Genomic DNA, 19,422 nt, shown 5'->3' with positions numbered 1-19,422 from the left:
GGTAGTGGCCCCCGGGAGCTGAACCCCCGGGTGCTTCGATCGAAGACCGGCCCGCAATCAGAAGGCGCGCTTCTCCGACCCCCGTCCCTCTGCCACACGGGCAGGACGGGACAAAAGACGAAAAAGTATCGGAGAAAACGCTAGTGGAGAACGAGACCCACTACGCCGAGGCCGTTATCGACAACGGTTCCTTCGGCACCCGCACCATCCGCTTCGAGACGGGCCGCCTGGCCAAGCAGGCCGCCGGCTCCGCCGTGGCGTACCTGGACGACGACACCATGGTGCTGTCGGCCACCACCGCCTCCAAGAAGCCCAAGGAAAATCTCGACTTCTTCCCCCTCACGGTGGACGTCGAGGAGCGTATGTACGCGGCCGGGAAGATCCCCGGTTCCTTCTTCCGTCGTGAGGGCCGGCCCTCCGAGGACGCGATCCTCACCTGCCGCCTGATCGACCGCCCGCTGCGCCCGTCCTTCAAGAAGGGCCTGCGCAACGAGATCCAGGTTGTCGCCACGATCATGGCGCTCAACCCCGACCACCTGTACGACGTCGTGGCGATCAACGCCGCCTCCGCGTCCACGCAGCTGGCCGGTCTGCCCTTCTCCGGCCCGATCGGCGGCGTCCGCGTCGCGCTGATCAACGGCCAGTGGGTCGCGTTCCCGACGCACACCGAGCTCGAGGACGCCGTCTTCGACATGGTCGTCGCCGGTCGCGTCCTGGAGGACGGCGACGTCGCGATCATGATGGTCGAGGCCGAGGCCACCGAGAAGACCATCACGCTGATTGCGGGCGGCGCCGAGGCGCCGACCGAGGAGGTCGTCGCCGCCGGTCTGGACGCCGCGAAGCCCTTCATCAAGGTGCTCGTCAAGGCCCAGGCCGACCTCGCCGCCAAGGCCGCCAAGCCCACCGGCGAGTTCCCGGTGTTCCTCGACTACCAGGACGACGTCCTGGAGGCCCTGACCGCCGCGGTCAAGAGCGAGCTCTCCCAGGCGCTCACCATCGCCGGCAAGCAGGACCGCGAGGCCGAGCTGGACCGCGTCAAGGAGATCGCCGCCGAGAAGCTGCTCCCGCAGTTCGAGGGCCGCGAGAAGGAGATCAGCGCGGCCTACCGCTCGCTGACCAAGTCCCTGGTCCGTGAGCGCGTCATCAAGGACAAGGTCCGCATCGACGGCCGCGGCGTCACGGATATCCGTACGCTGGCTGCAGAGGTCGAGGCCATCCCGCGCGTGCACGGCTCGGCGCTGTTCGAGCGTGGCGAGACCCAGATCCTGGGCGTCACCACCCTCAACATGCTCCGTATGGAGCAGATGCTGGACACCCTCTCCCCGGTGACCCGCAAGCGCTACATGCACAACTACAACTTCCCGCCGTACTCCGTCGGCGAGACCGGCCGCGTCGGCTCTCCGAAGCGCCGCGAGATCGGCCACGGCGCCCTCGCCGAGCGCGCGATCGTCCCGGTCCTGCCGTCGCGCGAGGACTTCCCGTACGCGATCCGTCAGGTGTCCGAGGCCCTCGGCTCCAACGGCTCGACGTCCATGGGCTCGGTCTGCGCCTCCACCATGTCGCTGCTGAACGCCGGTGTGCCGCTGAAGGCCCCCGTCGCCGGTATCGCCATGGGCCTGATCTCCCAGGAGATCAAGGGCGAGACGCACTACGTCGCCCTCACCGACATCCTCGGTGCGGAGGACGCCTTCGGCGACATGGACTTCAAGGTCGCCGGCACCAAGGAGTTCGTGACCGCCCTCCAGCTCGACACCAAGCTGGACGGCATCCCCGCCTCCGTCCTGGCCGCCGCTCTCAAGCAGGCCCGTGACGCTCGCCTCCACATCCTCGACGTGATGATGGAAGCGATCGACACGCCGGACGAGATGTCCCCGAACGCCCCGCGGATCATCACCGTCAAGATCCCGGTGGACAAGATCGGTGAGGTCATCGGCCCCAAGGGCAAGATGATCAACCAGATCCAGGAGGACACCGGCGCCGAGATCACGATCGAGGACGACGGCACCATCTACATCGGTGCCCAGGTCGGCTCGCAGGCCGAGGCCGCCCGCGCCACGATCAACGCGATCGCCAACCCGACCATGCCGGAGGTCGGCGAGCGCTACCTGGGTACGGTCGTGAAGACGACCACCTTCGGCGCGTTCGTGTCGCTGCTCCCGGGCAAGGACGGACTGCTGCACATCTCGCAGATCCGCAAGCTCGCCGGCGGCAAGCGCGTGGAGAACGTCGAGGACGTGGTAGCCGTCGGCTCCAAGGTCCAGGTCGAGATCGCCGAGATCGACTCCCGCGGCAAGCTGTCGCTCATCCCGGTCATCGAGGGTGAAGAGAACGCCGAGGACGACAAGAAGGACGACGGCGACAAGTGACGTCGACCAGCTCCACGACGACGGCCCGCACCTCTTCGGAGGCGCGGGCCGTTGCCCGTACGCAAACCCTGATCAAGGGCACCAACGGCATCGGTACGGTCCGTAAGACCACCCTCCCGGGCGGCCTGCGTATCGTCACCGAAACCCTGCCGTCGGTCCGCTCCGCGACCTTCGGTATCTGGGCCCACGTCGGCTCCCGCGACGAGACGCCGGCCCTGAACGGCGCCACGCACTATCTGGAGCACCTGCTCTTCAAGGGCACGACGCGCAGGTCGGCACTGGACATCTCCTCCGCGATCGACGCGGTCGGCGGCGAGATGAACGCGTTCACGGCGAAGGAGTACACGTGCTACTACGCGCGCGTGCTCGACACCGACCTGCCGCTCGCCATCGACGTCGTCTGCGACATGCTCACGGGCTCCCTGATCCTCGAAGAGGACGTCAACGTCGAGCGCGGCGCCATCCTCGAAGAGATCGCGATGACGGAGGATGACCCGGGCGACTGCGTGCACGACCTGTTCGCGCACACCATGCTCGGCGACACCCCCCTCGGCCGCCCGGTCCTCGGCACGGTCGACACGGTCAACGCCCTCACCGCGGACCGCATCCGCCGCTTCTACAAGAAGCACTACGACCCGACCCACCTCGTCGTGGCGGCGGCCGGCAACATCGACCACAACAAGGTCGTACGCCAGGTCCGCGCGGCCTTCGAGAAGGCGGGAGCCCTCAAGCAGCCCGACGCCACGCCGATCGCCCCGCGCGAGGGCCGCCGCGGGATCCGTACGGCCGGCCGCGTCGAACTGCTCGGCCGCAAGACCGAGCAGGCCCATGTCGTCCTCGGCATGCCGGGCCTGGCCCGCACGGACGAGCGCCGCTGGGCACTGGGCGTGCTCAACACGGCCCTGGGCGGCGGGATGTCGTCCCGGCTCTTCCAGGAGGTCCGGGAAAAGCGCGGACTGGCGTACAGCGTGTACTCGTACACGTCCGGCTTCGCCGACTGCGGCCTCTTCGGCGTGTACGCGGGCTGCCGGCCCTCGCAGGTCCACGACGTGCTGAAGATCTGCCGCGACGAACTCGACCACGTCGCCGAGCAGGGTCTCTCCGACGAGGAGATCGGCCGCGCCATCGGCCAGTTGCGCGGTTCGACGGTCCTCGGCCTGGAGGACACGGGCGCGCTGATGAACCGTATCGGCAAGAGCGAACTGTGCTGGGGCGACCAGATGTCTGTCGACGACATGCTGGCCCGGATCGCCGAGGTCACCCCGGACGCCGTCCGTGAGGTCGCCCGCGAGATCCTGGGACAGCGGCCGTCGCTGGCGGTCATCGGCCCGCTCAAGGACAAGCAGGCGGCGCGTCTGCACGAGGCCGTCGCCTGACGGCCGTTTCCGCTCCACACCCGCTATCCGTCCGGTAAGGAAGCAAGAAGATGAGCAAGCTGCGCGTGGCGGTCCTCGGCGCCAACGGCCGTATCGGATCCGAGGCGGTACGGGCGGTCGAGGCCGCCGAGGACATGGAACTGGTCGCTGCCCTCAGCCGGGGCGACAAGCTGGAGACGCTCGCCGACACCGATGCCCAGGTCGCGGTCGAGCTGACCACCCCCGCCTCGGTGATGGGCAACCTCGACTTCTGCGTGCGCCACGGCATCCACGCGGTCGTCGGCACCACCGGCTGGACCGACGAACGCCTCGCGCAGCTCACCGGCTGGCTGGCCCAGTCCCCGGAGACGGGCGTGCTCATCGCGCCCAACTTCTCCATCGGGGCCGTACTGACCATGAAGTTCGCGCAGATCGCGGCGCCCTACTTCGAGTCCGTCGAGGTCATCGAGCTGCACCACCCGAACAAGGTGGACGCGCCCAGCGGCACCGCGGCGCGTACGGCGCAGCTGATCGCCGAGGCCAGGGCGAAGGCGGGCTCGGCTCCGGCACCGGACGCCACGGTGACCGCGCTGGACGGCGCCCGGGGCGCGGACGTCGACGGGGTGCCCGTGCACTCCGTACGCCTGCGCGGCCTCCTGGCCCACCAGGAGGTCCTGCTGGGCGGCGAGGGCGAGACGCTGACCGTCCGCCACGACTCGCTCCACCACAGCAGCTTCATGCCGGGCATCCTGCTCGGCGCGCGCCGCGTCGTGGACACCCCGGGCCTCACCTTCGGCCTGGAACACTTCCTCGACCTCGGCTGAGGGACGTCATGCGCGCGAAACTCTCCTACGCCCTCACGGCCGTCGTCCTGGTCTTCTACTTCGTCCTGGTCGGCAGCCGCGGGATCATGCTCATACAGACCGGCACGCTCCTGACCGTCACCTTCGGCGTGGCGGTCCTGATCCTGCCGGGGATCGGCGTGTGGTTCCTCTGGAAGAACACGCAGTTCGTCCGCGACGCCAACCGCCTCGCCGCCGAACTCGAAGCCGAAGGCGGCCTGCCCGTCGACGAGCTGAGGCGCACTCCGAGCGGCCGGGTCGACCGCGACTCGGCCGACGAGGTCTTCGCCAGGCGCAAGGCCGAGACGGAGTCGGCCCCCGGCGACTGGCGCAATTGGTTCCGCCTCGCCGTCGCCTACCACGACGCCCGCGACACACCCCGTGCCCGCAAGGCCATGCAGCGCGCGATCGCCCTGCACGCCGGCAAGTCCCCGGCCCAGGCGGCCTAACCCGCTCCCGGCACAGGCTCCCAGAGCTCCCAGCACGGTGAGAGGGGGCCGGCCCGCGGTTTGCGGGCCGGCCCCCTCTCACCGTGCTGTTCGGTTCCGGTCACTGTCCCGGCTGTCTAGCCCCGCCCGAACTCCGCGGCCCACGCCTCCACGCTGTCCGCTGCCCGGTCGAACGCCTCCATACGGCCCAGGAAGTCGGCGTTGCGCGTGGTCAGCAGCGGCGCCAGAGCGTCCGCGGCTCGATCCCGCCGTACGAGGAGCAGCGCCTGCCCCTGCACGGTGCGCGGCAGCCCCAGCCAGCGCACCGGCTGCTGCACCGTCCGCACGGCGACGACCTTCTCCCAGCGCGTCGTCCGCGTACCGAGGAACCCCACCCGGCGCAGCCCGTGCGCACTCACCCACACGCCCGTACGCAGCAGCCGCAGTGCCACGGCGATGACGGCCAGCGCGACCCCCAGACAGACGACACCGCCGGACAACTCGCCGGTGGCCGCGATGATGACCGCCGCGAAAAGCACGTACGAGGCGAGCAGCAGCAGAAGCGCCGCCGCACCCACCCGCCACGGGCCGGGCCGGTAGGGGCGCCGCCAACGGTCGCGGTCGTCGAACGGCAGGGCGAGACCGGCCGCGGCCTCGTCGGAGGCGCGGTCGGCCGTCAGGAAGGGCAGGGGCACGGCTGGTCCTCACTCAACTCCATGCGCGGGCTGTGCCCGGTGAGGTTATACAGCCGGCTGCCCGGTCACCAGTCTTGGGGGGTCCGAGGAGGGCCGGACCGCGCCATTCGGCCGCAGCCCGACCGGGCCTCAACGGCTGTCGGCCGCCTCGGACTGCTGCGTATGCCCGGCAGACCGGTCGACCGACAGCGCGGGCATCCCGAGGACCAGGGAGCCCACGAGCCCGGCCACGATGGTGAGCCCCAGGAGCCAACGCCCGGCTATGTCACCGATGGACGCACGCTCACGGGGAGGGGGAGCGACATTGCTGCGGAACTTGTCTGCCTCGGCGATGAAGGCGAACGGAACGGGCTCGCGCCGGCGGAACATGGGGTGCTTCTCCCTTTGGGGATCGAACGAATCACTGCTGCTTGTACAGACGAGCGACTGCCTCAAATGGTGCCCGGTTTCACCGATTTAACTCTGTGACGATGGTGAACGTCCCGTTTGGTGGGTCGTAGAGTGGCGTCGCCAAGTGACGAGATGGGAAGGACCCTCTAGACCGTGAGCCCCACCCCCGACGACGAGTTCAAGATCGACCTGCGCAGCGAGGTGACCGTAGAGCTGGTCAAACACAGTGCGGCTGACTCCGACGTGCTGTTCGCGGCCCGTGTGTCGACCGCCGGGGAGCAGTCCCTGAACGAGTTGGACAAGGACCCGGAGCGCTCAACGGGCCTGATCAACTACCTCATGCGAGACCGGCACGGCAGCCCGTTCGAGCACAACTCCATGACGTTCTTCATCAGCGCCCCGATCTTCGTCTTCCGTGAGTTCATGCGACACCGCGTGGGGTGGTCGTACAACGAGGAATCCGGGCGGTACAGGGAGCTGCAGCCCGTGTTCTATGTGCCGGACACGTCGCGCAAGCTCGTCCAGAAGGGGCGGCCGGGCAAGTACGTGTTCGTCGAGGGCACCCCTGAGCAGCACGAACTCGTGGAGCGCGCCATGGAGGACTCGTACCGCCAGGCGTACCGGACCTACCAGCAGATGCTCGCGCAGGGCGTCGCCCGTGAGGTCGCCCGCGCGGTCCTCCCGGTCGGCCTGTTCTCGTCGATGTACGCCACCTGCAACGCACGCTCCCTGATGCACTTCCTCGGCCTGCGCACACAGCACGAGCTGGCGAAGGTGCCGTCGTTCCCGCAGCGGGAGATCGAGATGGTCGGCGAGCAGATGGAGGCGGAGTGGGCCAGGCTCATGCCGCTGACCCACGCGGCTTTCAACGCGAACGGCAGGGTGGCGCCGTAAGGCACACGCACGCGCCTTTCGCCACCGGGCACTGATGTACGGATCAGCCCGGCGAAGTGTCCGTATTGCGGTATTTCGAGAGGTTCATCTAGCCTGATCAAACGGACCCGGCACTGCTTGAACCCCCGAGCAGGCAGTGCCGGGTTCCATCTTTGTCATGACTTTCCCTGCACCCCTAGGGCAGACCGCGCCCTGAGCACCGAGTAGCGTGGTACCCATGGCTCCGACCTCCACTCCGCAGACCCCCTTCGGGCGGGTCCTCACCGCCATGGTCACGCCGTTCACGGCGGACGGCGCGCTCGACCTCGACGGCGCACAGCGGCTCGCCACCCACCTGGTGGACGCAGGCAATGACGGCCTGGTCATCAACGGCACCACCGGTGAGTCGCCGACCACCAGCGACGCGGAGAAATCGGATCTCGTACGAGCCGTACTGGAGGCCGTCGGCGACCGGGCCCACATCATCGCGGGCGTCGGCACGAACGACACCCACCACAGCATCGAACTGGCCCGCGCGGCGGAGAAGACCGGCGCACACGGTCTCCTGACGGTGACGCCGTACTACAACAAGCCCCCGCAGGAGGGCCTGTACCGGCACTTCGCGGCCATCGCGGACGCTACCGAACTCCCGGTCATGCTGTACGACATCCCAGGCCGCAGCGGTGTCCCGATCAGTACTGAAACGATCGTCCGGCTCGCCGAGCACCCCCGGATCGTCGCCAACAAGGACGCCAAGGGCGACCTCGGCCGTGCCAGCTGGGCCATCGCCCGCTCCGGCCTCGCCTGGTACTCCGGCGACGACATGCTGAATCTGCCACTGCTCTCCGTGGGCGCGGTCGGCTTCGTCTCGGTCGTCGGCCATGTCGTCACACCCGAGCTGCGCACCCTCGTCGAGGCGTACGTCTCCGGCGACGTCCAGAAGGCGACGGAGATCCACCAGAAGCTGCTGCCGGTCTTCACCGGCATGTTCCGTACCCAAGGCGTCATGACCACCAAGGCCGCGCTCGCCCTCCAGGGCCTGCCCGCCGGACCGCTGCGCGCTCCCATGGTCGAGCTGTCGGCCGACGAGATCGCCCAGCTCAAGATCGATCTTGCTGCAGGCGGGGTACAGCTCTGACACCGGACTTCACAACTGAATACGCGGGACGTCTGTGTCCGCAGCCCACATCCAACAACTGCTTTTGCACGAACGTCATGCGCGCCACGTGCCTTGCCGGTACGTGGCGCGTGTGGTGAGGAGAGTCTTTTGAGTCATCCGCATCCTGAACTCGGCGCCCCGCCGAAGCTCCCGACGGGCGGCCTGCGGGTCACCCCGCTGGGCGGCCTCGGCGAAATCGGCCGCAACATGACCGTCTTCGAGTACGGCGGTCGTCTACTGATCGTCGACTGTGGCGTGCTCTTCCCCGAGGAGGAGCAGCCCGGAATCGACCTGATCCTGCCTGACTTCACGTCTATCAGGGACCGCCTCGACGACATCGAGGGCATCGTCCTCACGCACGGCCACGAGGACCACATCGGTGCAGTCCCCTACCTACTCCGGGAGAAGCCGGACATCCCGCTGATCGGCTCCAAGCTGACCCTCGCCTTCATCGAGGCGAAGCTCCAGGAGCACCGCATCCGCCCGTACACCCTTGAGGTGACGGAGGGGAACCGGGAGAGGATCGGCCCCTTCGACTGCGAGTTCGTCGCCGTCAACCACTCCATCCCCGACGCCCTGGCCGTGGCCATCCGCACTCCTGCGGGCATGGTGGTCCACACGGGCGACTTCAAGATGGACCAGCTTCCCCTGGACGGCCGCCTCACGGACCTGCACGCATTCGCGCGACTGAGCGAAGAAGGCATCGACCTCCTCCTCTCCGACTCGACGAACGCCGAGGTCCCGGGCTTCGTCGCGCCCGAACGCGACATCTCGAACGTGCTGCGCCAGGTCTTCGCGGGTGCCAGCAAGCGGATCATCGTGGCCAGTTTCGCCAGCCACATCCACCGCATCCAGCAGATCCTGGACGCGGCCCACGAGTACGGCCGCAGGGTTGCCTTCGTCGGCCGCTCGATGGTCCGCAACATGGGGATCGCCCGAGATCTGGGCTATCTGAAGGTCCCGCCGGGTCTGGTGGTGGACGTCAAGACCCTCGACGACCTCCCGGACCACCAGATCGTGCTGGTCTGCACGGGCTCACAGGGCGAACCGATGGCGGCGCTGTCCCGCATGGCGAACAGGGACCACCAGATCCGTATCGTCCAGGGCGACACCGTGATCCTGGCCTCGTCCCTCATCCCTGGCAACGAGAACGCGGTGTACCGCGTGATCAACGGTCTGACCCGCTGGGGCGCGCACGTCGTTCACAAGGGCAACGCCAAGGTGCACGTCTCCGGCCATGCCTCGGCCGGCGAGCTCCTGTACTTCTACAACATCTGCAAGCCGCGCAACCTGATGCCGGTCCACGGAGAATGGCGCCACCTGCGGGCCAACGCCGAGCTGGGTGCCATGACCGGCGTTCCGCACGACCGGATCGTCATCGCCGAGGACGGTGTGGTCGTCGACCTCATCGAGGGCAAGGCAAAGATCTCCGGCAAGGTCCAGGCCGGGTACGTGTACGTCGACGGCCTCTCGGTCGGGGATGTGGGCGAACCCGCCCTGAAGGACCGCAGGATCCTGGGTGACGAGGGCATCATCTCGGTATTCGTGGTGATGGACTCGTCCACGGGCAAGATCACGGGCGGTCCGCACATCCAGGCCCGTGGCTCGGGCATCGACGACTCCGCCTTCACCGACGTCGTCCCGAGGATTGCCGAGGTGCTGGAGCGCTCGGCCCAGGACGGGGTGGTGGAGCCCCACCAGATGCAGCAGCTCATCCGCCGCACGCTGGGCAAATGGGTGTCGGACACCTACCGCCGGCGCCCGATGATCCTCCCGGTCGTCGTGGAGGTCTGACAGCTACAAGAGGGCGCCTCAGAGGCCCCTCGTAGGCGTGAACCTGGAGCGGGGCTCCTCGATTTGCATCGAGGAGCCCCGCTCCAGTACGTTTACGGCTCCGCCAGCGAGGGAACCCGGCTCAACTGCGTGCCAGGGACCAACCCGAGCGGGACGGAAATTCCGACTCAGAACTTCTGATAAAGTCGGAGTCGCCGGAAAGGGAAACGCGAAAGCGGAAACCTGGAAAGCACCGAGGAAATCGGATCGGGAAACGGTCTGATAGAGTCGGAAACGCAAGACAGCAAGACCGAAGGGAAACTGCCCGGAGGAAAGCCTGAGAGAGTCTCTCGGGTGAGTACGAAGGAAGCGTCCGTTCCTTGAGAACTCAACAGCGTGCCAAAAATCAACGCCAGATATGTTGATACCCCGTCTCTCCCGTTCGGGAGGGCGAGGTTCCTTTGGAGTAGTAAACACAGCGAGGACGCTGTGAACGGTCGGGCTTATTCCGCTTGACTGTTCCGCTCTCGTGGTGTGACCCGATTACGGGTTGACATTCACGGAGAGTTTGATCCTGGCTCAGGACGAACGCTGGCGGCGTGCTTAACACATGCAAGTCGAACGATGAAGCCTTTCGGGGTGGATTAGTGGCGAACGGGTGAGTAACACGTGGGCAATCTGCCCTGCACTCTGGGACAAGCCCTGGAAACGGGGTCTAATACCGGATAATACCTTCCCTCGCATGGGGGTGGGTTCAAAGCTCCGGCGGTGCAGGATGAGCCCGCGGCCTATCAGCTTGTTGGTGAGGTAGTGGCTCACCAAGGCGACGACGGGTAGCCGGCCTGAGAGGGCGACCGGCCACACTGGGACTGAGACACGGCCCAGACTCCTACGGGAGGCAGCAGTGGGGAATATTGCACAATGGGCGAAAGCCTGATGCAGCGACGCCGCGTGAGGGATGACGGCCTTCGGGTTGTAAACCTCTTTCAGCAGGGAAGAAGCGAAAGTGACGGTACCTGCAGAAGAAGCGCCGGCTAACTACGTGCCAGCAGCCGCGGTAATACGTAGGGCGCAAGCGTTGTCCGGAATTATTGGGCGTAAAGAGCTCGTAGGCGGTCTGTCGCGTCGGATGTGAAAGCCCGGGGCTTAACCCCGGGTCTGCATTCGATACGGGCAGACTAGAGTGTGGTAGGGGAGATCGGAATTCCTGGTGTAGCGGTGAAATGCGCAGATATCAGGAGGAACACCGGTGGCGAAGGCGGATCTCTGGGCCATTACTGACGCTGAGGAGCGAAAGCGTGGGGAGCGAACAGGATTAGATACCCTGGTAGTCCACGCCGTAAACGGTGGGAACTAGGTGTTGGCGACATTCCACGTCGTCGGTGCCGCAGCTAACGCATTAAGTTCCCCGCCTGGGGAGTACGGCCGCAAGGCTAAAACTCAAAGGAATTGACGGGGGCCCGCACAAGCAGCGGAGCATGTGGCTTAATTCGACGCAACGCGAAGAACCTTACCAAGGCTTGACATACACCGGAAACGTCTGGAGACAGGCGCCCCCTTGTGGTCGGTGTACAGGTGGTGCATGGCTGTCGTCAGCTCGTGTCGTGAGATGTTGGGTTAAGTCCCGCAACGAGCGCAACCCTTGTTCTGTGTTGCCAGCATGCCTTTCGGGGTGATGGGGACTCACAGGAGACTGCCGGGGTCAACTCGGAGGAAGGTGGGGACGACGTCAAGTCATCATGCCCCTTATGTCTTGGGCTGCACACGTGCTACAATGGCCGGTACAATGAGCTGCGATGCCGTGAGGCGGAGCGAATCTCAAAAAGCCGGTCTCAGTTCGGATTGGGGTCTGCAACTCGACCCCATGAAGTCGGAGTTGCTAGTAATCGCAGATCAGCATTGCTGCGGTGAATACGTTCCCGGGCCTTGTACACACCGCCCGTCACGTCACGAAAGTCGGTAACACCCGAAGCCGGTGGCCCAACCCCTCACGGGGAGGGAGCTGTCGAAGGTGGGACTGGCGATTGGGACGAAGTCGTAACAAGGTAGCCGTACCGGAAGGTGCGGCTGGATCACCTCCTTTCTAAGGAGCATTTCTTACCAGGAGCCTTCGGGAACCTGGTCAGAGGCCAGTACATCGGCGAATGTCTGATGCTGGTTGCTCATGGGTGGAACGTTGATTATTCGGCCGGTTTCACGGGTCGGAGGCTGCAAGTACTGCTCTCGCAAGAGGGCGTGGAAAGCATGATCTCCGGGCGGGGACGGGTCGGGCACGCTGTTGGGTGTCTGAGGGTACGGCCGGTAACGGCTGCCTTCAGTGCCGACCCCAGTGAACTCGCCCCTTTTGTGGGTGGGGTGGTGGGTGGTTGGTCGTTGTTTGAGAACTGCACAGTGGACGCGAGCATCTGTGGCCAAGTTTTTAAGGGCGCACGGTGGATGCCTTGGCACCAGGAACCGATGAAGGACGTGGGAGGCCACGATAGTCCCCGGGGAGTCGTCAACCAGGCTTTGATCCGGGGGTTTCCGAATGGGGAAACCCGGCAGTCGTCATGGGCTGTCACCCACATCTGAACACATAGGGTGTGTGGAGGGAACGCGGGGAAGTGAAACATCTCAGTACCCGCAGGAAGAGAAAACAACCGTGATTCCGGGAGTAGTGGCGAGCGAAACCGGATGAGGCCAAACCGTATACGTGTGAGACCCGGCAGGGGTTGCGTGTGCGGGGTTGTGGGATCTCTCTTTCACGGTCTGCCGGCCGTGAGACGAGTCAGAAACCGTTGATGTAGGCGAAGGACATGCGAAAGGTCCGGCGTAGAGGGTAAGACCCCCGTAGTCGAAACATTAACGGCTCGTTTGAGAGACACCCAAGTAGCACGGGGCCCGAGAAATCCCGTGTGAATCTGGCGGGACCACCCGTTAAGCCTAAATATTCCCTGGTGACCGATAGCGGATAGTACCGTGAGGGAATGGTGAAAAGTACCGCGGGAGCGGAGTGAAATAGTACCTGAAACCGTGTGCCTACAAGCCGTGGGAGCGTCGCGCGCCGAGTTTACTCGGTGCGTCGTGACTGCGTGCCTTTTGAAGAATGAGCCTGCGAGTTTGCGGTGTGTTGCGAGGTTAACCCGTGTGGGGAAGCCGTAGCGAAAGCGAGTCCGAATAGGGCGTTTTAGTAGCGCGCTCAAGACCCGAAGCGGAGTGATCTAGCCATGGGCAGGTTGAAGCGGAGGTAAGACTTCGTGGAGGACCGAACCCACCAGGGTTGAAAACCTGGGGGATGACCTGTGGTTAGGGGTGAAAGGCCAATCAAACTCCGTGATAGCTGGTTCTCCCCGAAATGCATTTAGGTGCAGCGTCGTGTGTTTCTTGCCGGAGGTAGAGCACTGGATAGGCGATGGGCCCTACCGGGTTACTGACCTTAGCCAAACTCCGAATGCCGGTAAGTGAGAGCACGGCAGTGAGACTGTGGGGGATAAGCTCCATGGTCGAGAGGGAAACAGCCCAGAGCATCGACTAAGGCCCCTAAGCGTACGCTAAGTGGGAAAGGATGTGGAGTCGCACAGACAACCAGGAGGTTGGCTTAGAAGCAGCCACCCTTGAAAGAGTGCGTAATAGCTCACTGGTCTAGTGATTCCGCGCCGACAATGTAGCGGGGCTCAAGCGTACCGCCGAAGTCGTGTCATTCCAGCAATAGGGCCAACGCCCGTTGGGATGGGTAGGGGAGCGTCGTGTGCCGGGTGAAGCTGCAGCGGAAGCTAGTGGTGGACGGTTCACGAGTGAGAATGCAGGCATGAGTAGCGATACACACGTGGGAAACGTGTGCGCCGATTGACTAAGGGTTCCTGGGTCAAGCTGATCTGCCCAGGGTAAGTCGGGACCTAAGGCGAGGCCGACAGGCGTAGTCGATGGATAACCGGTTGATATTCCGGTACCCGCTGTGAAGCGTCAAACATTGAACCAGGCGATGCTAAGTCCGTGAAGCCGCCCCGGAGCCTTCGGGCAAGGGGAGTGGTGGAGCCGGCGGACCAGACCTGCAGTAGGTGAGTGATGGGGTGACGCAGGAAGGTAGTCCATCCCGGGCGGTGGTTGTCCCGGGGTAAGGGTGTAGGACGGTGTGTAGGCAAATCCGCACATCATGAGTCTGAGACCTGATGCCGAGCCGATTGTGGTGAAGTGGATGATCCTATGCTGTCGAGAAAAGCCTCTAGCGAGTTTCATGGCGGCCCGTACCCTAAACCGACTCAGGTGGTCAGGTAGAGAATACCGAGGCGTTCGGGTGAACTATGGTTAAGGAACTCGGCAAAATGCCCCCGTAACTTCGGGAGAAGGGGGGCCATCACCGGTGATTGAATTTACTTCATGAGCTGGGGGTGGCCGCAGAGACCAGCGAGAAGCGACTGTTTACTAAAAACACAGGTCCGTGCGAAGCCGTAAGGCGATGTATACGGACTGACGCCTGCCCGGTGCTGGAACGTTAAGGGGACCGGTTAGTCACTCTTCGGGGTGGCGAAGCTGAGAACTTAAGCGCCAGTAAACGGCGGTGGTAACTATAACCATCCTAAGGTAGCGAAATTCCTTGTCGGGTAAGTTCCGACCTGCACGAATGGCGTAACGACTTCTCGACTGTCTCAACCATAGGCCCGGTGAAATTGCACTACGAGTAAAGATGCTCGTTTCGCGCAGCAGGACGGAAAGACCCCGGGACCTTTACTATAGTTTGATATTGGTGTTCGGTTCGGCTTGTGTAGGATAGCTGGGAGACTTTGAAGCGGGCACGCCAGTGTTTGTGGAGTCGTCGTTGAAATACCAGTCTGGTCGTGCTGGATGTCTAACCTGGGTCCGTGATCCGGATCAGGGACAGTGTCTGATGGGTAGTTTAACTGGGGCGGTTGCCTCCTAAAGAGTAACGGAGGCGCCCAAAGGTTCCCTCAGCCTGGTTGGCAATCAGGTGTTGAGTGTAAGTGCACAAGGGAGCTTGACTGTGAGACCGACGGGTCGAGCAGGGACGAAAGTCGGGACTAGTGATCCGGCGGTGGCTTGTGGAAGCGCCGTCGCTCAACGGATAAAAGGTACCCCGGGGATAACAGGCTGATCTTCCCCAAGAGTCCATATCGACGGGATGGTTTGGCACCTCGATGTCGGCTCGTCGCATCCTGGGGCTGGAGTCGGTCCCAAGGGTTGGGCTGTTCGCCCATTAAAGCGGTACGCGAGCTGGGTTTAGAACGTCGTGAGACAGTTCGGTCCCTATCCGCTGCGCGCGCAGGAACATTGAGAAGGGCTGTCCCTAGTACGAGAGGACCGGGACGGACGAACCTCTGGTGTGCCAGTTGTCCTGCCAAGGGCATGGCTGGTTGGCTACGTTCGGGAGGGATAACCGCTGAAAGCATCTAAGCGGGAAGCCTGCTTCGAGATGAGTGTTCCCACCCACTAGATGGGGTAAGGCTCCCAGTAGACGACTGGGTTGATAGGCCAGATCTGGAAGCCCGGCAACGGGTGGAGGTGACTGGTACTAATAGGCCGAGGGCTTGTCCTCAGTTGCTCGCGTCCACTGTGTTGGTTCTGAAACCACGAACAACCCCACACCCAAGGTCACGGGTGTGGTGCGGTTGATGTGTTTCACCGTGTTTCGGTGGTCATAGCGTGAGGGAAACGCCCGGTTACATTCCGAACCCGGAAGCTAAGCCTCACAGCGCCGATGGTACTGCAGGGGGGACCCTGTGGGAGAGTAGGACACCGCCGAACAAATATTGAAAGGGTTGGACCCTGAACTTCGGTTCGGGGTCCAACCCTTTTTTGTTGTGCGTCACTTGACGTTCACGTCGCGCGCCCAACATCCAGAGCATGGGTACTGCTGAAATGCTGAGGGCCGCCGGCGTCGGAGTCGGTGACGAGGTCGTAGTGCCGGCCTTCGGGAACGTGGAAGTCACTGAGGCCGTGATCATGGCCGGTGGACTGCCGGTGTTCGCCGACATAGATCCGGTGACGTACTGCCTTGACGCGTCAGCTGTCGAGGCGGCCACGACTCCGCGGACCGCGGCCATGGTTGTCGTACACCGCTTTGGGCGGCCGGCCGACATGGGGCGGCTGCTCGAGGTCGGGCAGCGGCACGGGCTGCTTGTGTTGCAGCACGGGGAGTCCGAAGCGCCGTACGACGAGATCGCTCAGCGGCGCCAGCGCGCGGCGTTTCTCGATCTGAGGCTGCGCGGTGTGCGTACGCCCGACGACGGGGACGGGCACACCTACCAGCAGTACGTGGTGCGGGTGCCCGGCAATGGGCGGCCCGATCGGGATGCCTTCGCTCGGGCCTTGCGGGCCAGAGGAATTGACTGCCGGGTGCCGGTAAAGGCGCCGGTGCATCGCATGCCCGTGTTCCGGTGCTGTGTCTCGCTGCCCGAGACCGAGCTGGCAGTCGACGAGACGCTGGCGCTGCCGGTGGACGCCTCGTTGACCAAGCGGGAAATGCAGCGGATCGTGTCCGCGTGCAACTCACTCGGGGGGCTGTTGCAGCCCGCGTTCTGATCGTTCGGGCATTGTGCGGGCGTAGTTGGGAACACGGGCCTGTTCGGGGTATGATCTATTTCGTTGCCGCGAGGGAGACCTCGACAGGTAGCTGGCCCCCCTAGCTCAGTCGGTAGAGCGTCTCCATGGTAAGGAGAAGGTCAACGGTTCGATTCCGTTGGGGGGCTCCACGCAGAAGGCCCCGCCCAATTGGGCGGGGCCCTTTTTTCATGCCCGTCGTCAGTCCATCAGTCCTTCTGCAGGCCCGGCACGCGCATCGCGAGGATGGCCATGTCGTCGGAGGGGGCGTCGGAAGCGAAGCGTTCGACGGCGCGCATGATGCGGGCCGCCACCGCGCCGGCCGTCAGGCCCGTACACGTCGTCAGGACGTCCATCAGGCCGTCGTCGCCCAGCATGCGGGTGCCCTCGCGGCGTTCCGTGACGCCGTCGGTGACGCAGAGGAGGACGTCGCCTGGCTCGAGGGTGATCGTCTGCTCGTACAGCTCCAGGTCCTCCAGGACGCCCAGGAGGGGCTGGGGCTCCGCTGCCGGTTCCACAGTGCCGTCCTGGCGCAGGCGGAGCGGGAGGGGGTGGCCGGCGCAGACCACCTTCAGGACGGCGCTGCCGTCCTCCTGCGGCCACAACTCGCCGTACAGGAGGGTCAGGAAGCGGCTGCGGGCTCCCTCGTCGAGGATCGCCGAGTTGAGGCGCTCCAGGACCGCGGGGCCGCCGAAGCCCTCCCTGGCCAGCAGGCGGAGGGCGTGGCGAGCCAGGCCCGTTACCGCGGCGGCCTCCGGGCCCGTACCGCACACGTCGCCGATGGCGAAGCCGTAGGCGCCGTCGCGGATGGGGAAGAGGTCGTAGAAGTCGCCGCCGACCTCGTTGCCCTCGCCGGCCGCGCGGTAGATGACCTCCACCTCCACGCCGTCGATCTCCGGCAACTCCGGGGGAAGAAGGCTTCGTTGGAGGGACTGGCTGATGGCGGTGCGTTCCGAGTACAGGCGGGCGTTGTCCAGGGCCAGGGCGGCCCGGCGGCTCAGGTCCTCGGCGAGTTCCAGGATTTCCTGGCGGAAGTGTTCGTCCGTCGGCTTGCCGAGGGTGAGCATGCCGATCACGCGGTTGCGGGCGACGAGGGGGAGGACGACCGTCTCGCCGCCGACTGCCGCTGCCGTGGCGAGAGTTGTGCCGATGCCCGAACTGACCGTGGTGGGCGCGTTGAGGCCCAGGCTGCGCATGGACGTACGCAGGGCCGCGTGGTGGGCTGCCGTGGCAGGGGCCGACCAGACGCGGGCGCCGGGGGTGGGGACCGGGTCCGGTGGGGCGATCTTCGACAGGAGGGCCTTGAGGCCGTCGATGCGGTCCTCGTCCTCGTGCAGGACGTACGAGAGGTACGGCTCCGAGGCCTGGTCGGCGATCGTGTAGACCGCACACCAAGTGGCCAGGGTCGGGACCGTCATCTGGGCCATGAGCGCGAGGGTCTGGTCGCGGTCGAGTGTGCCGGCGAGGAGGTCGGAGGCCTCGACCAGGAAACTCAGCGAGCCGCGGCGCAGGCGTTCCAGTTCGCCCAGGCGGGCTGACTCCACCGCCAACGCGATGCGGTCGGCGGCGAATTGGAGGCGCAGGGCCTCTTCGTTGGTATAGCGGCCGGGGGACTCGGCTGCGACGCCCAGGGCGCCGGTGAGACGGCCCTCCACCTTCAGGGGGACGGTGACGACCGAGCGCATGCCCGTACCGCTCAGGAGGGGGACGGCTCCGGGGACGGCCAAGAGGTCGTCGTGGACGGCCGGCATACGGGCCGAGCCGTAGCGGCCGGGGCCTGCCTCGACCGGGACGCGGGCGAAGCGCTGGCGGGCGGAGGGGAGGCCTGTCGAGGCCCGCACCTCCAACTCCGTTTCGTCGTCCGTGGCCAGGAGCAGGAAGGCGGAGTCGGCGTCGAGCATGTCGCGGGCGCGCTCCACCGTGCGCTGGAGCAGACCGTCGAGGTCGTCCGGTGCCGGGGAGCCGATGAACACCTCGAAGGGGTCCGTGTTAGGCCCCTCGGAGCTCGACGACGTGTCGGACGAACTGCCGCGCAACGGGGTCTGCAGGACCGCCCGTTCGTGGTCGCGTACGAGGAGGCAGACCGTCGAGGGCTCGCCGTCCGTGTCGCGGACGCGGAGGTGGGAGGCGTACACGGGGGTTACGCGGCCGTTGGCGCCCCTTATGCCGTAGCTGCCTTCCCAGCGGGAGAGCTGGAGGGCCTCGGCGACGCCGGTGCTGGTGCCGGGGGTGTGCGGCCAGGCGGCGAGGTCGGTGAGAGGTTTGCCGATGACCGACTCGGGGGTGTAGCCGAAGAGTTCGTCGGCGTCCTCGTTCCACGCCGCGATGGATCCGGCACGGTCGATCTGGATGACCGCGACCCGGACCCGGCCGTCGGCCAGCGGGAGCAGGGCAGCGGGGAGGGACGGGCCCGCGGAGCGGGTGCCCACCGCGCGCTCGGGGAGGTCGAGTTGGAACCAGACCTGTTTCTGCGTGGGCGTGTACTCGACGCCCCAGCGGCCGGCCAGCGCCGCGCACAACTGGAGGCCACGGCCTCCCTCCCGGTCGGGGCTGCCCATGTTGACGGGCGACCCCTGGAGGGGGATCTCGCGCTCCGGGTATCGGTCGGCCACCTCGATGCGTACGCCGTCGTCACTGCGTAGACACAGGACGTCCGCGGAGGTGCCCGCGTGGATCACGGCGTTGGTGACCAGTTCGCTCGTGAGGACCACGGCGTCGTCGACGATGTCCGCGAAGCCCCAGCCCTGAAGGGTGTCGCGGACGAAGGAGCGGGCGGTCGCGACCGATCGTCCCACGGGGTCGAAGCTGGCTGCCGCGCGCGCGGTGATCACAGAACTCCTCGTCCGGTTGTCGGCATGCGGCGTGCCGGGGCCGATCCGCTCCTGCCTGGGCAGAGGCGGGTTCCCCGTCGCCCGGGGGTCCTGGGGTGCTTCCCCGGGATGCAGTCCGGTGGTCATGGTGCGGTGCCCCTCCGATGCCTGCCCGCTCGTGGTCGTGCCACCGCCCA

General features: G+C 65.5%; 11 protein-coding genes, 1 tRNA gene and 3 rRNA genes. 12 read left to right on the top strand and 3 right to left on the bottom strand.

What is annotated here, in order from left to right:
- Positions 1 to 143 precede the first annotated feature (143 nt).
- From OG734_RS11730 to OG734_RS11715, 4 genes are read left to right on the top strand one after another with little or no spacing between them, the layout of a single operon-like run.
- Positions 144 to 2,366: a polyribonucleotide nucleotidyltransferase gene (locus OG734_RS11730; protein WP_330287437.1), complete on the top strand. Its 2,223-nt coding sequence runs from the start codon at positions 144 to 146 to the stop codon at positions 2,364 to 2,366.
- Positions 2,363 to 3,742 (top strand): M16 family metallopeptidase, encoded by a 1,380-nt coding sequence (locus OG734_RS11725; protein WP_330287436.1) that lies wholly within the window; start codon positions 2,363 to 2,365, stop codon positions 3,740 to 3,742. The genes OG734_RS11730 and OG734_RS11725 overlap by 4 nt, the downstream gene beginning before the upstream one ends.
- 50 nt (positions 3,743 to 3,792) lie before the next feature.
- Entirely contained in the window at positions 3,793 to 4,545 is a 753-nt protein-coding gene (gene dapB, locus OG734_RS11720) for a 4-hydroxy-tetrahydrodipicolinate reductase (protein WP_330287435.1), read from the top strand.
- A gap of 8 nt (positions 4,546 to 4,553) precedes the next feature.
- Entirely contained in the window at positions 4,554 to 5,012 is a 459-nt protein-coding gene (locus OG734_RS11715; RefSeq protein WP_330287434.1) for a hypothetical protein, read from the top strand.
- Positions 5,013 to 5,128: 116 nt separating this feature from the next.
- Here the strand turns inward: OG734_RS11715 and OG734_RS11710 are convergent, their stop codons facing one another.
- Positions 5,129 to 5,686, bottom strand: coding sequence for a hypothetical protein (locus OG734_RS11710; RefSeq protein WP_330287433.1), 558 nt, complete (start codon positions 5,684 to 5,686; stop codon positions 5,129 to 5,131).
- Positions 5,687 to 5,815: 129 nt separating this feature from the next.
- On the bottom strand, positions 5,816 to 6,055 hold the full coding sequence (locus OG734_RS11705; RefSeq protein ID WP_330287432.1) for a hypothetical protein: 240 nt from the start codon (positions 6,053 to 6,055) through the stop codon (positions 5,816 to 5,818).
- A 174-nt stretch (positions 6,056 to 6,229) separates the two neighbouring features.
- Here OG734_RS11705 and thyX point away from each other — a divergent pair, with 174 nt between their 5' ends.
- The 8 genes from thyX to OG734_RS11665 all read left to right on the top strand — a co-directional run bounded on the left by thyX (position 6,230) and on the right by OG734_RS11665 (position 16,567).
- Complete coding sequence (gene thyX / locus OG734_RS11700) at positions 6,230 to 6,970, top strand: FAD-dependent thymidylate synthase (RefSeq protein ID WP_330287431.1); 741 nt, start codon at positions 6,230 to 6,232, stop codon at positions 6,968 to 6,970.
- Positions 6,971 to 7,187: 217 nt separating this feature from the next.
- Complete coding sequence (gene dapA, locus OG734_RS11695; RefSeq protein WP_330287430.1) at positions 7,188 to 8,087, top strand: 4-hydroxy-tetrahydrodipicolinate synthase; 900 nt, start codon at positions 7,188 to 7,190, stop codon at positions 8,085 to 8,087.
- Positions 8,088 to 8,216: 129 nt separating this feature from the next.
- A complete protein-coding gene (locus OG734_RS11690) occupies positions 8,217 to 9,902 on the top strand; it encodes a ribonuclease J (protein ID WP_330287429.1) in 1,686 nt (561 codons plus the stop codon).
- Between the two features lie 535 nt (positions 9,903 to 10,437).
- Positions 10,438 to 11,964 (top strand): 16S ribosomal RNA (locus tag OG734_RS11685).
- Between the two features lie 326 nt (positions 11,965 to 12,290).
- Positions 12,291 to 15,411: ribosomal RNA gene (locus tag OG734_RS11680) — 23S ribosomal RNA — on the top strand.
- Positions 15,412 to 15,503: 92 nt separating this feature from the next.
- Positions 15,504 to 15,620, top strand: a 5S ribosomal RNA gene (rrf, locus tag OG734_RS11675).
- Together the 16S, 23S and 5S rRNA genes form the textbook arrangement of a ribosomal RNA operon.
- 114 nt (positions 15,621 to 15,734) lie before the next feature.
- On the top strand, positions 15,735 to 16,397 hold the full coding sequence (locus OG734_RS11670) for a DegT/DnrJ/EryC1/StrS family aminotransferase (protein WP_330293632.1): 663 nt from the start codon (positions 15,735 to 15,737) through the stop codon (positions 16,395 to 16,397).
- 94 nt (positions 16,398 to 16,491) lie between these two features.
- Positions 16,492 to 16,567, top strand: a tRNA-Thr gene (locus tag OG734_RS11665).
- A gap of 57 nt (positions 16,568 to 16,624) precedes the next feature.
- Here the strand turns inward: OG734_RS11665 and OG734_RS11660 are convergent.
- Positions 16,625 to 19,372: a SpoIIE family protein phosphatase gene (locus OG734_RS11660; protein ID WP_330287428.1), complete on the bottom strand. Its 2,748-nt coding sequence runs from the start codon at positions 19,370 to 19,372 to the stop codon at positions 16,625 to 16,627.
- Positions 19,373 to 19,422: the final 50 nt, after the last annotated feature.

This window comes from Streptomyces sp. NBC_00576 (assembly GCF_036345175.1).
Lineage (GTDB): Bacteria > Actinomycetota > Actinomycetes > Streptomycetales > Streptomycetaceae > Streptomyces.
The sequence above is the reverse complement of the archived record's forward strand: the minus strand, read 5'-3'. Positions and strand labels throughout refer to the sequence as shown.

Excerpts from the sequence above, each read along its gene's own strand:
- dapA (WP_330287430.1), top strand. The coding sequence starts at position 7,188 with ATGGCTCCGACCTCCACTCCGCAGACCCCCTTCGGGCGGGTCCTCACC.
- OG734_RS11670 (WP_330293632.1), top strand. The coding sequence starts at position 15,735 with ATGCTGAGGGCCGCCGGCGTCGGAGTCGGTGACGAGGTCGTAGTGCCG.
- dapB (WP_330287435.1), top strand. The coding sequence starts at position 3,793 with ATGAGCAAGCTGCGCGTGGCGGTCCTCGGCGCCAACGGCCGTATCGGA.
- OG734_RS11705 (WP_330287432.1), bottom strand. The coding sequence starts at position 6,055 with ATGTTCCGCCGGCGCGAGCCCGTTCCGTTCGCCTTCATCGCCGAGGCA.
- OG734_RS11715 (WP_330287434.1), top strand. The coding sequence starts at position 4,554 with ATGCGCGCGAAACTCTCCTACGCCCTCACGGCCGTCGTCCTGGTCTTC.
- OG734_RS11660 (WP_330287428.1), bottom strand. The coding sequence starts at position 19,372 with ATGACCACCGGACTGCATCCCGGGGAAGCACCCCAGGACCCCCGGGCG.